The following is a 14,744-nucleotide window of genomic DNA, read 5'->3' as shown; positions in this document are numbered from 1 at the left end:
TTCATGATGGAGGAAGACGCCGCGACGGGACGGTCGGTCGATAGCAACCTGTTCATCACCGTCTCCGGTCCGCCGGGTTGCGGGGCGACGACGCTGTGTAAGGGACTGTCCCGCTCGTTGGAGTGCGGTTACGTCTCTGGCGGCGACATCTTCCGCGAACTCGCGGAGGAACGCGGGATGTCGCTTTCGCAACTCATCGCCAAGGCGGACGAGTCCGACGAGATAGACCGCGCACTCGACCGTCGCCTCCGTACTGTTGCCGAACAGTGGGGGGCATCAAACAAGCCGTTCGTCCTCGAATCACGCCTCGCCGGGTGGTTGGCAGGTAATCGCGCCGACCTTCGGATCTGGCTCGACGCGCCCGAAGAGGTTCGTGTCGAGCGCACGCGTGACCGCGAGGAGTTAGAAGCCGAGATGCGCGTCCGCGAGGTCAGCGAGGCAGGTCGCTACGAGTCGTATTACGGCATCGACGTTTCGGACCAGTCGTTCTACGACCTGCAGATGAACACTGCTCGGTGGAGTCCCGAGGCACTCCTCGACATCGTTCTCAGAGCGATAGAAGACTACGACCCCGAGGTTGACGAGGGGGCGTTCTACACCCCGGACATCGAACTGTAGTCGGATTTTTCAGCCGCCGACGCTTCCGTCCGCGTATGGCTGCTCTCAACGCGGTCGCAAAGCGTATTCACAACGTCTCGCCGGACCCAGTGCAACTCACACTCGACGACGGCTCTACAGCCGTCTACCGAATGCACAGCACAGAGTTCTTCCAGCAGGAGTTTCAGGCCGAAGGCGAACGGGTAGACGAAGCGGACGCCGAGTACCGACTCATCACCTCCGAAGACAACGAATCAGTCCTCATCGGTCGGAGCGGTGCCGACGAGGACGGGTGGACGATGGTCGGAGAAGTCACCGAAGCAGTACGCGATGAGGGCTAAGCAAGCGGTTTCGGGGAATTACGCACGCATCTAAGCTGTCACTCGCGCGTCCCGAACGTTTTCAGTTCTCGTCGGAGACGCGGCAGTTCCCGTCGGAGACTCTCTCGTTTCAAGAGGAGGAACCCGACGAAGATGACGATGAACCCGACGACGGTGTACACGGTGGGAATTTCTCCGCGGAACAGCCACCCGGTGAGTGCCGCAAACACCGGCGCGACGTAGGAGACGAGGTTGATTTCGAGCGCTCCGAGGCGCTCCAACAGGACGAAGTAGACGAGAAAGCCGATTGCGCTCGCCACGACCGAAAGATAACCGACGGCGAGAAGCGTCTCCCCCGTCCACGTCACGTCCGAGACGGACTCGCCGATGCCGACGCTCACGATGTGCATCAACACGGCACCGCCGAGCATCGTCCACGCCTCCATCGTCTCGATGGGGAAATCGGCGTCGATGCGGCGCGTAAGAACCGATCCGAGGGCAAAACAGATCGCCGCGGCGAAGATGAGCAGTTTGGCGACGGTGCCACCCGTGAGGAGATTGTTCGGGTCTGGATCCGACAGGATGGCGACTCCGACGAGTCCCAAAAGAAGGCCGGCGAGACCGAAGGTCGTCAGGCGTTCGACGGGCAGAAACGCACGGGCGAACCCGGCCGTGAGGACCGGGCTTAGACTGACGATAACCGCCGCAGCAGCAGAGGTGACGGCAGGGTCTGTCTCACCGATGAACAGGAGGGCGTGATAGCCAGCCATGATGAGCACCGATCCGACGACGACTGTCGCCCACTCATCGCGGCCGCGCGGAACCGGGTGGTCGGTGGCGTAGACGGCGTAGCCGAGCATCAATACACCGGCGACATCGTAGCGAATCGCCGCGAACAGAACGGGCGTCTCGAAGAACCCGCCGGGGTCGGATGGCGTTCCGAGGCCCGCCTTGATGGCCATGAACGCCGCACCCCAGACCGCGGCGAGAAAGAGGAACAGACCGACGTTACGATACCGGGTCACATCACGGGTCTGTCGGCAGACTCCGTCAACGTTTCGCTCGGGTACGTCATCTGCCGCAGAACATGATCCTGCGGTAACTGGGCGTTCTGTTAGTTGCCCGCGAGGCGGCGGTCTCGAATCGCCCGAATCACGTCCTGCCGGGCGACGACGCCGACGAGACGACCGTCTTCGATCACCGGGAGACGGTTGATATCCCGTTCGTCGTCTGCGAGGAGGTCCAAGATGGCGTCGAGGTCGGCGTCGGGTTCTACCGTCACCACGTCAGGCGTCATCACCTTCTTGATCGGTTTGTCCATATTCTTCACGAGATCCACCCCGAGGTCGAAATCGTCCCACGAGATGTCTACGGCGTAGGTGACCGTCTCCATGAACGGGGGAAGCCCGATCGGGATCCACAGCGTCCGGTCTTTCGTCTCGAACAGTCCGACGAGGTCGTGTTGCGTAACGATGCCGACGACGTGGTCGTCCTCGTCAACGACGGGAAAGCCGTTGAAATCAGCGCGCGCGAGGCGGCCAAGAACATCGCTCACGTCGTCATCCGGAGAGACAGTCTCTACGTCTTCGGTCATCAGGTCTCGGGCAGACAGTTGCATAGGTCCCTATACGGGTACGTTACTCATCTGTCTATTCCCTGGCGCGCACGGCGAATATCCGGGTTATATTTATATTTCGTGACCGATTACGGTTTTTCATGGCCGTTCACGGCCGTCAATCCCTTCGAGACCTGTTCGACGAGTCTCCAACGCCGCACATCGCGCATCCGCCTCGGACACATCACCGCCATTTCTACGTCGCCACCGACGGGTCCTACCGACCGACAGGCGACGGTGGACTGGGTGTCGTCATCGAGACGCGCGATGGAACGCGTGTTGCTCGCGTCGCCGTGCCCGATACGGCACCGAACAACAACGTCTCCGAGTATCGTGCGCTCCATCTCGGCCTCGACGTGCTCGCCGCCCGCGCGCCGCCGAACGCCCGCGTCGGTGTCCTCATCGACCACGACTCGCTCGCGGCCAACGTCAATACCGAAGTTCTCGCGGCCGCAGATCCCGACTGGCGCCAGCGGCGACCCACGTCGCTTCCCACCGGAAGCGAGAACCACTGGCGTGGAATCCGCGCCCGCATCGCTGGCTTCGCTGAACTCCGTGCGGCCCGTATCGACGGACGGGAGAACCCGGCGCATCCGCTGGCGAACGCGCCCGACGAATACGCCCACGTTAACCACCAGAAAGACCGCTGTGTGATGCCGAGTCAGCTCTCGGCGGTCGAACAGAGCGAGTCTAGCAGCGACGACCCGCAGTTCCCGCCGCCGTCCCGCTTCGAAGGTCGCGCGAGCGACTGACGGACAGTTACGGCTCACACCCCCGCTCCCGGGAGCGTCAATCGAACGCCGTTGACATCCTCCCGCGCCTGAAGACGTCCCCAGAACGCGAAGCGTTCTGGTGGGCGGACGAGACCATTGGTCTCGTCAACGCGGGAATCCCACGGCACCGCACCGCTGAGTTGGGATATTACGGTTCGTGGTTCACAACCTGTTCTCGTGGGGCGAAACGGCCCTCACTACGGTCGAACAGGCGAACCGCTGGCTGTGCCAACCAGCCGTTATCCCTATCACCGCCATCCGTGGCGAGACTCGGGAGTACCTTTTGTCGAATGTTCTCCGCGCCGTTCACGTCCGCATTCGCAACCGTATTGCACTTCTCACACACGTACAGCCCACGTTCAACTCGCTGATTGTCGTCGGTGTGGCCGCACGCTGAACACGACTTCGACGTATCGCGTTCGGACACCAACTCAACGTCAATGCCTTCCGCTTCCGCTTTGTAGTCGAGTAGCGTCGTGAAGCGGTCGAATGCCCACCCGTGCAAGTCGAGATTGCCGTGGTCGCCCCAATTCCGAGGTTCACCGTTCTCGTCGTCCTCTCGGATGCCGCCAAGATCGCCAACGACAAGCGTACCGACACCCCGTTCGACACACTCATTCACGATGGATTTCGAGAGCGCGTGCAAGAAGTGTGTCCGCCGACCAGCCCGTTTCCGGTCAAGACGAGTGGCTTCACGGGACGAGGAATCGTCGCACTTGGCTTTCTTCTTCGTGAAGTAGTATTCGTCTTCCTTGAGTGCGCCACCGGGATACAACACCGACTCACCGCCGAACGAGACGGCCGCGAAATTGCAAATCCCGAGGTCAACACCGGCCACCTCGTCACCTGGCGGTTCCGGGTCAATAGTGGTGCGACAGACGAATTGAAGCCGCCACTCGTCGTGCTTGTAGACGGCGCGAACCTGTTGAATGTCCCACGCGGTCAGGTCAACATCTGGACGGGTCTGGTACTCGCAGAGGATGAAGTCCGAGCGGTGTTTTTTGAGGTTGCGGCCTTTGGAGAGGCGGACGCGGGTAAACTGTGCGTCGTGCTTGAAGCCAGCCGCTTTGAACGACACAGTTGAACGCGGGTGAGAGTCTCCGTGTTTGCGGTAGCCGGGCGGTCGGGCACGGTCGTCGCCGTTCCGACGCTTGCCGAACCAGCCGTTGAACGCTTCAGCGAGTTCTTCGAGAACGCGCTGACTGGATTGAGAATGCAAGTCCGTGTAGCGTTCGTGGCCTTTGAGTTCGGCTTTGAGTTCCCCGTCATCGGGAATCTTGCCCGTTTCGTCCCACTGTTTTTGTGCGTAGTAGCGACCGACGTTCCAGAGTTTTGAGGCGGCCCATCCGAGTTGGTCGAGGTCGTCACGAACCTGTTGTTGGTTCGTGATGGGGCCTCGAAGGTTCGGATGGTTCGACTCATTTCTGGCTTCATAACCGGTTATGAACGACGTTATGTTAATCGTGTCGGTTGGCGTGGAATATCCAGCCTTGCCATCGACGGTGGGTTGTGTAGGAGTTGTCGGATTCATCCTGACCCTAAAGGGTCAGATATTCTCCTTGCTTGTGTATAAGCGACGTGTTGGCGGCGAGTATCGGGAGAATCATCAACGCCACCGCCGTCTGCGGGTCCATCACGAACGCCAGCAACGCCGTCCCGATGACGGCGAATCCGAACCCGTTCAGTCCGGTGACGAAGCCACCGAACGCGACGATAGCGGCGACGGCTAACGCAAGTGACAGAGAAATCGATTCCCCACCCAATGGGACTGCCATCGAGTGATGGTCGGAGACCGAGGACGTGAATCTATCCTCGGTGTGCGCCCGCAGTGAACGAGCGAGTGTTTTTCCTGCCACCGGTTCGCCCGACACGGCGACAGAAAGTTGATAATGGCACTCAGTGGACTGCGAACCAATGCCCTCCGAACTGTACCCCGCTGACGGCTTCGACGGCACCGGCGACGGCCCGGTGGGGGCCACAGTCCGTCGAAATCTCCGCCCCCTCCTCGCCGTTTTTCTCCTCGTCTCTGCCGTCGTCACCGCCGCAGCCTCCGGGATCAACCTCACCGACGTGGTCTCGTGGTCGGGCGTTCCGCCCCGTCTATCGCCGACCCCACTCACGGACTTCCGTCTCGCACTCGAAGTTGGAACGCTATCGGGGGTGTTCGCCGCGGGCTTGACTCTCGTCGGACTCCTCGGACGCGACGCTCGCGTCTCGCCATCTCGCAGTCGCCGCCACGCAGTCGTCGCGGCGTTTGCGTTCACAGTCGGTGTTGCCGTCGGGGTGATACTGCTCCCCGCTGTCGCCGAGGCTGTGAGTCGGGTGACCGCCACGTCAGCCGCCGGCCTCGACGTGTACTGGTACACGGAGGTCTGGCTGTTCTTCCCGGTCGCACTCGGGGGCGCGGCGGCGACCCCGTTTCTCCTCATCGCGGCCGTCCGAGCGGGCGTCGTCGGGCGGTTCACTTCGACCAGACAGCGCGGGTACGCGGCTCTCGCGTTCGTCGTGTTCGCGGCGTGTTACTCGCCCGCCGACAGCGCGACGTTCGTCCTCCTTGCAGCACCGCTGTTTGTGGGATTGGCCGCCGGAATCGCGTGGTTGGAGTTCCGCTAACGACGAAAAACAGGTTCGAGACGGTCGTTATTCGTTCTGGGCGTCCACGACGGCCACGCCCGCCAGATTAACGATGTCCTTCACTTCGTCGCCGCGTTGGAGGACGTGGACCGGTTTGTCCATACCGACGAGCATCGGCCCGATGGCCTCCGCGCCGCCGAGACGCTGGAGCAGTTTGTAGCCGATGTTGCCCGCTTCGAGGTTCGGGAAGACGAGGACGTTCGCCGGGTCATCGAGGTCAGAGAACTCGTACGTTCCTTCGAGGATGTCCTCGACAACGGCGGTGTCCGCCTGCATCTCGCCGTCCACGTCGAAGTCCACTTCAGGGTCGTCGTGGAGCAGTTTCACGGCATCGCGGGGTTTCCGCGTTCCCTCGTTCTTGACGCTCCCGAAGTTCGAGTACGATAGCATCGCCGCGCGCGGTTCGATATTGAACCGGCGTGCGAGTTCAGCGGTGTGCTTCGTAATCTCGGCCAGCACGTCCGAGTCGGGCGCGAGGTTGACCGTCGCGTCCGCGCAGAAGATGACGCGATTTTTGAACGTCAGCATGTAGACACCGGCGGCGTAGTCCGCGTCGGGTGCGGTGCCGATGACCTGAAGCGGCGGGCGAAGCGCCGACGGGTAGTGGTGCGTCAGGCCGGTGAGCATCGCGTCTGCGTCGTTCTCTTCGACCATCACGCTGGCGAAGTAGTTAGTGTCCCGACGGATGAGTTCGTGCGCTTCGTTCTTCGTCATCCCCTTCCGACGCCGCAGTTCGTACAGACGGTCGGCGTAGTGGTCCCAGTCGCCGTTTCGCGGGTCGGCCACTTCGGGTTCGAAGTCGAGACCGAGTCGCTCTGCAGTCTGGTTGATCTTCTCTCTGTTGCCGACGAGGACGGGATAGGCGATACCTTGCTCTTGCAGTTGGTACGCCGCACGAATCATCTTCTCGTCCGTCCCTTCCGCGAGTGCGACGCGTTTGGGGTCGGATTTCGCCTTGTTGAGGACGACGCGCATCATCTCGCGCGATTTTCCGAGGCGCGCTTCGAGGCGCTCCTCGTACTCGTCGGTGTCGAGTTCACTCCGCGCGGAGCCGCTGTCCATCGCCGCCTGCGCGACAGCGGGGGCGACTTCGAACAACACCCGCGGATCGAGCGGTTTCGGAATCACGTACTCGGGACCGTACTGTAGCGGTTGATCGCCGTAGGCTTTCACGACGGCGTCCGGCACGTCCTTCCGAGCGAGGTCGGCGAGTGCCTTGGCGGCGGCGCGTTTCATCTCCTCGTTGATTTCCGTTGCACGTACGTCCAGTGCGCCGCGGAAGATGAACGGGAAGCCGAGGACGTTGTTCACTTGATTCGGGTAGTCCGACCGACCCGTCGCCATGATGACCGTGTCGTCACGGGCGGCTTTGGCCTCCTCGTAGCCGATTTCGGGGTCCGGATTCGCCATGGCGAAGATGATCGGGTCGTCGGCCATCGACGCGACCATCTCTTGGTCAACCAGTCCGCCGATGGAGAGGCCAACGAACACGTCCGCGCCCTCCATCGCTTCGGCGAGCGTATCGGCGGGCACGTCGTTGGCGAACTCGGCTTTGAATTCGTTGATGTCCTCGCGGTCCGGCGTGATGACGCCGTCTGAGTCGCACATGACGATGTTCTCCTTTCGCGCGCCGAGCGAGACGTAGAAACGCGCGGTGGCGATAGCGGAGGCACCCGCACCGGAGAAGACGATATTCAGATCTTCGAGGTCTTTGTCGACGATGTCCGCGGCGTTGAGGAGGGCGGCCCCGGAGATGATCGCCGTCCCGTGTTGGTCGTCGTGGAAGACAGGAACCGACATCTCCTCTCGCAGGCGCGACTCGATCTCGAAGCACTCGGGAGCCTTGATGTCCTCCAGATTGATCCCGCCGAACGTCGGTTCCATCGCGCTGACCGTCTCGATAATGCTCTCGGGGTCCTCTAAGTCGAGTTCGACGTCGAACACGTCGATATCGGCGAATCGCTTGAACAGGACGCCCTTCCCTTCCATCACTGGCTTCGACGCCTGAGCGCCGATGTCGCCGAGACCGAGTACCGCCGATCCGTTCGAGACGACGCCGACGAGGTTCCCTTTGGCCGTGTACTCGTAGGCACGGTCAGCGTCGTCTGCGATGTCGCGGCAGGGCGCGGCGACGCCCGGCGAGTAGGCGAGACTCAGGTCACGTTGCGTGTTTGTCGATTTCGTGGTCGAAATCTCGATCTTTCCCGGTGGTTCTTCCCGGTGATATTCCCGGGCGTCGTCGTCCAATCCCATGCCCAAGGGGACCGGGGGAATCCTCAAAAAGCTACCGTACTGTCGAATATCACTTCGACAGACGACGAAACAATACTCGGTGACGAGTTATCGAGACTACTCGGAAGAGAGATGCAGAATCTCGTGTCGTTCGATAGCAAATTCGTGATCCCAGCCGCGGATCGGACGGGTTGGCCACTCACCTGTCGTCGTCAACACTTCGGCGTCATCCTCGGTGACGAGAACGGTGTCTTCCGACTTTGCACCCTGTACCGTCGGGTTGTATGCGTAGGCCATCGGCGTCTCTACCGGGCGTTCGGTATCCGGTGAGGCGAACCACTCGCGTCCGGCGTACCCCGCGGCCCCGCCTTGGTGGTGCTCGCGCCACTCCTCGGGGATGCCGAGGTGTTCGTACGCCGCCATGATGTTGTCGAAGACACTGCTGGCCGTCCCGTTCAGTCGGGAGACGGCTTGCGTTGCCGCCAGTGCGCTCGTCTCGACCTGCATCGCTTGTGAGTGCCGTTCGGACAGCCATTCCGGCGGGTCGAAGGCGACGGTTCGGGTCGTACTCGCGTACAGACCGCCGCGTTCGGCTGTCACCGAAAGGATGGCGTAGTCACCCAACTCGGTGAACGTCGGCGTGAAGTGACGATACTTCTGGGCGCGTTCGGAGCCGCCAGCGAGGACGACGGGCGCATTGATGCCTCGCGTTGACAACGAAATTTTGAGGGCGGCGGCGACTTCGTGTTCGGTATCCTCGGGTTCGAGTTCGCGTGCAACCCGCTCGACGGCGTCGGCCGTTTCACGCCCCAGTTCGCGGTACCGTTCGATATCCGTCTCCGAAAGCGGTTGTCTGAGCGCCGACGCGTTCACAGACGCCAGTCCCGGGACGTCGAAATCCGCCGCGGCGCTCCCGGTCGTCCGGTCGGCGACAGCGTCCGCCAACGACGATTCGTACCACGCCGTCTCTTCGACAGTGAATTCGTCAGGAAGTTCTTCGTCGGCGAGTCGCTGTGCTTCGATGTTGTCGGTGATAACGACCCATCCGTCGTCCCGGTCGTAACCCGCGGCGGCGACACCCACGTCCGCGTCGCGGGAAATGACGTTGCTTCCGCCGGTGAGCCACGAAAAGGAGTTGGGACGAGCGAACCAGACCGCATCGAGGCCCTCGCGGTCGAGATACTCGTCGAGTCGTTCACGTCGGTTGTCGAGATGCCTCGTGACGGTGTCGTCCTCGTCGGTCATGTGCGTGGGTTACCGCGCGCGAACTTGAAACGTTTCGATGGAAATCGTGTCGCCCGAAAAGGTATCGAGGGTGGAGAGTGGTTCGCCCGTCGGCAGAGAGAGCCATTGAAGTGGATTCGACCCCGACGAGGGAACATGAACGCTCGCCTCCGACGCCTCGTGGCGCTTACCGTCCCGCTGACGGGGTTTCTGATGGTTCTCGGGGTGTACACCGCCGCGGCCGGTGCAGGATTGACGTGCGCCGGTCGGTGGCCCTTCTGTGACGGCTTCTTGGGACTGTTTCCCGCAAACTGGAGCAGTTTCATCGAGTGGTTCCACCGACTCGTGGCGATGCTCGTCGGCTTTCTCATCCTCGGGACGACGATTCAAACGTGGCGTACAGGTGCCGACCGCCGCGTTCGCCGCGCACTCGCCGTTGCCACCGTCCTCCTCCCCTCGCAGATAATTCTCGGTGCGCTGACGGTCACGACGTACGAATGGCTCATCCTCTCGGCGCACTTCATCACGGCCTCGACCATCTTCACCGGCGTTGTCCTCGCCGCCGCGTGGTCCTTCGAGACGCCCGCCGTCGCTGAAATTCGACGCATGATGGGAGTGCTCGCTGCTGGCGTCGTCGCTCTCGTCGTGTTGTCTCCACACATGTTCGTCTCGTTCGGCGCGAACGTGCAGGCCATCTACTACACGCTCGGGCTGGTCGTGTACGGCTCACTCGTCGCAGCGACGGTCTGGCTGGGCGCAACCGACGCCGACGGTCTCGACCGCGTCCGTCTCGCCACCGGTGGGGCTGCTCTCATACTCGTCTCGCTTCTCGTCCTCGGCCGGCAGGTGTACGGCGGCACGCTCCAGTACGTCTCGGTCGGTGGAACCGTCGTCGCCTTCGGTCTCGTCGCGGCCGCGGCCTACACACTCCGTAGCCGGTCGGTACAACAGTCTCGCAGCATCCCGGGCGGAAGCGACTGACGGCAGTCGTCGAAGACCACGACGACGGCCTACAGATCCCTAAATAACTACTCGTTTTTGAGCAATTTCTCGACTGCGAGAGCCGACACATCGCGCAATTCCGACCACAATTCTTCACACAAAACGGCTGTTTTACCCCGCAGTTCGGCGTCGAACGGCACGTTTTGGGTTTCGTTCTCATCCCACAACGTTCTCGAATGCTAAGAGTTCTCAAAACCGAAGATATGTTATACCCCCATTGGCTACAGTGGGGTGTTATGGATAGACGTACCTACCTGAAGACGGGTGCCGGCGTCGTTGCCGGCGGCCTCATTGCAGGATGTACTGGCGGTGGGAACGGTGGGAGCGACGAAACCGAAACGGACGCATCTGCTGATACCGAGAGTACCAGCGGTGAGACAACCGGCGAACAGACGGAGAGCGAGGAGTCCGTCGTCCCCTCGAAAGTCGTCATCGGGTCGGACATTCCGTACCGTCCGTTCGAATACGAGACGACCTCCGGCGAACTGAAAGGATTCGACGTGGAGATTGCTCAAGCGGTCTTCGAAGAGGAACTCGGCGTCGAATACGAGTTCAAAAAGACCTCGTTCGACTCCATTATTCCCTCGCTGAACTCCGGGCGGTTCCGCATCATCATGTCCGCGATGACGATCAACGAGAAGCGCAAGGAGAAGGTGGACTTCTCGGAGCCGTACTTTACGGCCTACCAGACGGTCATCATCAAGAAGGACAGCTCGATCTCCTCGAAGGAAGATCTGAAGGGGGCAACAATCGGTGTTCAGAAGGGGACGACCGGCGCGAGCGCCGCAGAAGAACTCAAAACGGAGTTCGATGGCGATCTGACGCTGAAAAAGTACGACCAGATTCCGAGCGCGTTCCAGGCGCTCATCAACGGGCAGATTGACGCCATCGTCAACGACAACACGGTCAACTCCGAGTTCGCCGACAAACGGGACGACGTGGTGTTCCTCGAAGGCGAAGGGGCGGCCGCAGCGGAGGGGGAGAACGCGCCGCCGTACCTCACGCTCACCGTCGAAAACTACGGCATCGGATTCCGTAAGGCGGACGATGAATTCCGGAAGAAAGTGAACGAGGCACTGGCCGCCGTCAAAGAAAACGGGACGTACGACGAGATCTACTCGACGTACTTCTCCGGGTAACCACCCCATCGCTCTTTAACCACGTTTCACGTTATCTGGACCCACAATGGCAGATTCATACTCAGGGGCGTCGTCAGAAACTGACGCTTCACGGGATCGAAACACCGTTCTCAACGACGAGACGCTGAAATACCTCGGTGCGAGCCTTTCGGCATTGTTTGCGCTCGGCATCCTCGGACTCGTCGCCTACATCATCGCCACGCAGGTCAGCTTCGAGTTGATGCAGACGGTGTTGCCGCAGTTCGTGGACGCCTACATCCTCGTGCTCAAGGTCGTCGTCCTCGGCAGCATCCTCTCTGTGAGCGCAGGCATCTTTGTCGGCCTCGCCCGCGTCTCGAAGACCTCTCTGACGAGTGGTATCGCTCAGTCGTACATCCAGTTTTTCCGTGGAACCCCCCTCCTGTTCCAGATATTCGTCATCTACTTCGGTATCCCGGCACTGTGGCCGGGGACGTTCCCCATCCAAGACTGGGAGTTCCCCACTGCCATCATCGCGCTCACGCTCAACCACGCTGCGTACGTCGGTGAGGCGGTCCGTGGCGGAATTAATTCCGTCCCCGAAGGACAGATGGAAGCGGCGCGCTCGCTCGGCATGTCGTACATCCAGTCGATGCGTGAGGTCATCCTCCCGCAGGCGTGGCGCAACGCGCTCGCCGCTATCGGTAACGACCAAGTCATCCTCGTGAAGGACACCTCTCTCATGACCGTTATCGCACTTCCCGAACTCATCCAGCAGTTCCGCGACGTGAACTCCGCGGTGTTCGATCCGTGGACGCCGTTAGTCATCGTCGCTATCGCCTACCTCTCGATCACGATTCCGTTGGGGAAACTCGTGGACCACCTCGAAAACCGCTCGGACTGGGGAGGTGACGGACATTGAGTCACCTGCTTGAATTCGACGAGGTTGACAAATACTTCGGCGAGACGCACGTGCTGAAGAACGTCTCGCTGGATATCGAGGAGACTGAGGTGTGTGTTGTCGTCGGCCCGTCCGGGTCCGGTAAGTCGACGCTCCTCCGATGTGCGAACCGACTCGAAGAGATTCAGGGCGGCGAGATTCGACTCGACGGCATTCCGCTGTCAGATCCCAACGCCGACGTGAACTTCCTGCGTCAGCGAATCGGGATGGTGTTCCAATCGTTCAACCTGTTCCCACACAAGACAGCGCTCGAGAACGTGACGCTCGCGCCCCGGAAAGTTCGCGGCCTCGACGCCAACGAGGCCCGAGCGCGCGGTGAAGAACTGCTCGAACGCGTCGGTCTCGGCGCGCAGATGAACTCCTATCCGAATCAGCTCTCGGGGGGACAACAACAGCGCGTCGCTATCGCCCGTGCGCTAGCGATGGATCCGAAGGTGATGCTGTTCGACGAAGTGACAAGCGCGCTCGACCCCGAACTCGTCGGGGAAGTGCTCGAAGTGATGGGGACGCTGGCCGACGAAGGGATGACCATGATGGTCGTCACCCACGAGATGGGCTTCGCCCGCGAAGTCGGTGACCGAATCGTCCTCATGGCCGACGGACGAGTTGTCGAGTCCAGTGCCCCTGAGCAGTTCTTCGAGAACCCCGAAACGGAACGCGGCGAGCAGTTCCTCTCGAAACTACTCTAAGCGCGCTGAACGAGACTCGCTCTTCCGGGTGCTGTTTTTGCCCGGATCGCTGTTCATCGATCGGTAGCTGGAAAACAACCAAAAAAGCGTGTTAACGTCAGAAGAAGTCGTCTAGACCGGACTGATTGTCGTCGTCTTCGACTTCCTCGTCTGCACTGTCGTTCCCGCCGCCGTCCAATACGTCGTCTTCCGAGGCATCGTTCTCGATGCTTTCGTCGTTCCCAGTTCCGTCTCCGTTGGAAGCCGTCCCCTCGAACGCGCCGCCACTGTGTTCTTCCATCTCCGATTCGCGCATCTCGCGGGCGTCTTCGACGATGGACTGGACTTTGTTCGTCGTCTCACCGCTACCGGTGATGAAGGAGACGGCCGATTCGTCCAAGTCGTACCACGCGGCCATAGCAACGGTCACGTCTCGCGGTTTGCAGTGGTGCGTTATCGTCGAAAGGAACGGGAGTACGTTGCGGCGGGCGGTTCCCATAGAGAACCCGCCGGATTCGGCGATTTTGCGAACGACCTCATCGCGGGTCTTGTCGCGTGTAGAACGGTACGGTGCGCCGCCGTACTGCGTCCACCCGCCGCGGGTTCGGTTCCGAGCGGCGGCGACACCTGCGGCCACGTTATCGGTCGCGTACCGCCAGTAGGAGTAGTCCTGTGTGGCCATGACGCGACCCAACCACACGTCAGCGTTGGCGAGGAACTCGTAGGCGCGGGCGAGTTCGTCGTCGTCGTACACCATCGACACCTTGTCCTCGATCCATTTCACCTGATCGTCGGGCGTCTCGTCTACTGCGTACGCCGACTGGATGGCGTCCTGTGCCGTGTCTTCTTTGAGTACCGAGTCGATGTACTCGAACAGGCCGATTGCTTTGTCGCGCGAACCGGTCACCACGTCTTCGACGGTGAGACGGTCTGCCCCGTCGGCCGCCGCCTGCAAGTCCTTGACGGCAGAGCGAAGGTCGCCGCTGTTCGTCTCCGCGATTCTGTCGAGAGCGTCGCTGTCGAACTCGATTCCCTCTTTGCGGAGAATATCGCGGAGGACGGGGACGATAGACCGCGCGGACACGTCACGGAACTCGATCTCGCGGGTGGCACTCCGAAGTCCGCTCGACATATCGTAGTACTCGTTGGCGATGAGGACGATGGGCTGGTTCGATTTCTTGACGAGACGGGTGATAGCGCCCGCGCCGCCCCGGTCGTAGTTACCGTGGATGTTGTCCGCCTCGTCCATAATCACCAACTGCCGTCCCTCGCGTTCGCCGTTGGCGTCACCCGCCGATGCCCCCGCGAGCGTGGTGTTCATCGCGGCGCGACCGGCGAACCGCTCGATAACGTCCGCCGTCCGCTGGTCTGAGGCGTTCAGTTCGACCGTCTCCCACCCCATATCGTTGGCGAGCGCGTGCGCCGCCGACGTTTTACCGACGCCGGGTGCGCCGTGGAGAACGACTGCCTCGCGGTGGTCGTCCCACGTCTTCCCCCACTCGGCGAGCGCGTCGCGGGCTTTGTTGTTCCCGCGTACCTCCGCCAGCGTCGACGGCCGGTACTTCTCCGTCCAATCTACCATTACCGGAGGGAAGGACGAAGCGTGTTTAGTGGTTGCGGA

The 14,744-nt window shown here is 61.4% G+C and carries 14 protein-coding genes and 1 pseudogene; 8 read left to right on the top strand and 7 right to left on the bottom strand.

Annotated features, from left to right (window positions below):
* Positions 1-3 precede the first annotated feature (3 nt).
* Both cmk and HBOR_RS04245 read left to right on the top strand, forming a co-directional pair.
* Positions 4-618 carry a (d)CMP kinase gene (gene cmk / locus HBOR_RS04250; RefSeq protein ID WP_013440507.1) on the top strand — a complete coding sequence of 205 codons (615 nt, stop codon included), beginning with the start codon at positions 4-6 and terminating at the stop codon, positions 616-618.
* 35 nt (positions 619-653) lie between these two features.
* Entirely contained in the window at positions 654-938 is a 285-nt protein-coding gene (locus tag HBOR_RS04245; RefSeq protein ID WP_006053701.1) for a hypothetical protein, read from the top strand.
* 38 nt (positions 939-976) lie between these two features.
* Here HBOR_RS04245 and HBOR_RS04240 read toward each other — a convergent pair whose 3' ends face one another.
* Entirely contained in the window at positions 977-1,942 is a 966-nt protein-coding gene (locus HBOR_RS04240; protein WP_006053700.1) for a DMT family transporter, read from the bottom strand.
* 89 nt (positions 1,943-2,031) lie between these two features.
* Positions 2,032-2,535, bottom strand: coding sequence for a CBS domain-containing protein (locus tag HBOR_RS04235; protein WP_006053699.1), 504 nt, complete (start codon positions 2,533-2,535; stop codon positions 2,032-2,034).
* 98 nt (positions 2,536-2,633) lie between these two features.
* Here HBOR_RS04235 and HBOR_RS04230 point away from each other — a divergent pair, with 98 nt between their 5' ends.
* On the top strand, positions 2,634-3,284 hold the full coding sequence (locus tag HBOR_RS04230; RefSeq protein WP_006053698.1) for a ribonuclease H family protein: 651 nt from the start codon (positions 2,634-2,636) through the stop codon (positions 3,282-3,284).
* A 169-nt stretch (positions 3,285-3,453) separates the two neighbouring features.
* Here the strand turns inward: HBOR_RS04230 and HBOR_RS04225 are convergent.
* Both HBOR_RS04225 and HBOR_RS19655 read right to left on the bottom strand, forming a co-directional pair.
* Positions 3,454-4,727, bottom strand: a pseudogene (locus HBOR_RS04225) (RNA-guided endonuclease InsQ/TnpB family protein).
* Between the two features lie 116 nt (positions 4,728-4,843).
* Positions 4,844-5,080, bottom strand: coding sequence for a hypothetical protein (locus tag HBOR_RS19655; RefSeq protein WP_013440506.1), 237 nt, complete (start codon positions 5,078-5,080; stop codon positions 4,844-4,846).
* 139 nt (positions 5,081-5,219) lie between these two features.
* Between HBOR_RS19655 and HBOR_RS04215 the strand changes: the two genes are divergently transcribed.
* On the top strand, positions 5,220-5,918 hold the full coding sequence (locus HBOR_RS04215; RefSeq protein ID WP_006053695.1) for a twin-arginine translocase subunit TatC: 699 nt from the start codon (positions 5,220-5,222) through the stop codon (positions 5,916-5,918).
* A gap of 27 nt (positions 5,919-5,945) precedes the next feature.
* Here the strand turns inward: HBOR_RS04215 and HBOR_RS04210 are convergent, their stop codons facing one another.
* Complete coding sequence (locus HBOR_RS04210; protein ID WP_006053694.1) at positions 5,946-8,192, bottom strand: NADP-dependent malic enzyme; 2,247 nt, start codon at positions 8,190-8,192, stop codon at positions 5,946-5,948.
* Positions 8,193-8,288: 96 nt separating this feature from the next.
* Positions 8,289-9,416 carry a M24 family metallopeptidase gene (locus tag HBOR_RS04205; RefSeq protein WP_006053693.1) on the bottom strand — a complete coding sequence of 376 codons (1,128 nt, stop codon included), beginning with the start codon at positions 9,414-9,416 and terminating at the stop codon, positions 8,289-8,291.
* 135 nt (positions 9,417-9,551) lie between these two features.
* On the opposite strand from HBOR_RS04205, the gene HBOR_RS04200 reads away from it, so the two are divergent.
* The 4 genes from HBOR_RS04200 (at position 9,552) to HBOR_RS04185 (ending at position 13,144) form a co-directional block, all read left to right on the top strand.
* Positions 9,552-10,376: a COX15/CtaA family protein gene (locus tag HBOR_RS04200; RefSeq protein WP_006053692.1), complete on the top strand. Its 825-nt coding sequence runs from the start codon at positions 9,552-9,554 to the stop codon at positions 10,374-10,376.
* Positions 10,377-10,633: 257 nt separating this feature from the next.
* Positions 10,634-11,536 carry a basic amino acid ABC transporter substrate-binding protein gene (locus HBOR_RS04195; protein ID WP_006053691.1) on the top strand — a complete coding sequence of 301 codons (903 nt, stop codon included), beginning with the start codon at positions 10,634-10,636 and terminating at the stop codon, positions 11,534-11,536.
* Between the two features lie 46 nt (positions 11,537-11,582).
* Positions 11,583-12,416 (top strand): amino acid ABC transporter permease, encoded by an 834-nt coding sequence (locus HBOR_RS04190; RefSeq protein WP_006053690.1) that lies wholly within the window; start codon positions 11,583-11,585, stop codon positions 12,414-12,416.
* A complete protein-coding gene (locus tag HBOR_RS04185; RefSeq protein WP_006053689.1) occupies positions 12,413-13,144 on the top strand; it encodes an amino acid ABC transporter ATP-binding protein in 732 nt (243 codons plus the stop codon). The genes HBOR_RS04190 and HBOR_RS04185 overlap by 4 nt, the downstream gene beginning before the upstream one ends.
* A gap of 97 nt (positions 13,145-13,241) precedes the next feature.
* Here HBOR_RS04185 and HBOR_RS04180 read toward each other — a convergent pair whose 3' ends face one another.
* Positions 13,242-14,705, bottom strand: a complete 1,464-nt coding sequence (locus tag HBOR_RS04180; RefSeq protein WP_006053688.1) for a replication factor C large subunit — start codon at positions 14,703-14,705, stop codon at positions 13,242-13,244.
* Positions 14,706-14,744: the final 39 nt, after the last annotated feature.

Origin of the sequence: Halogeometricum borinquense DSM 11551 (genome assembly GCF_000172995.2) — an archaeon.
In the GTDB taxonomy this organism is placed as follows: Archaea; Halobacteriota; Halobacteria; order Halobacteriales; family Haloferacaceae; genus Halogeometricum; species Halogeometricum borinquense.
This window is presented reverse-complemented; position numbering and strand designations above follow the sequence as displayed.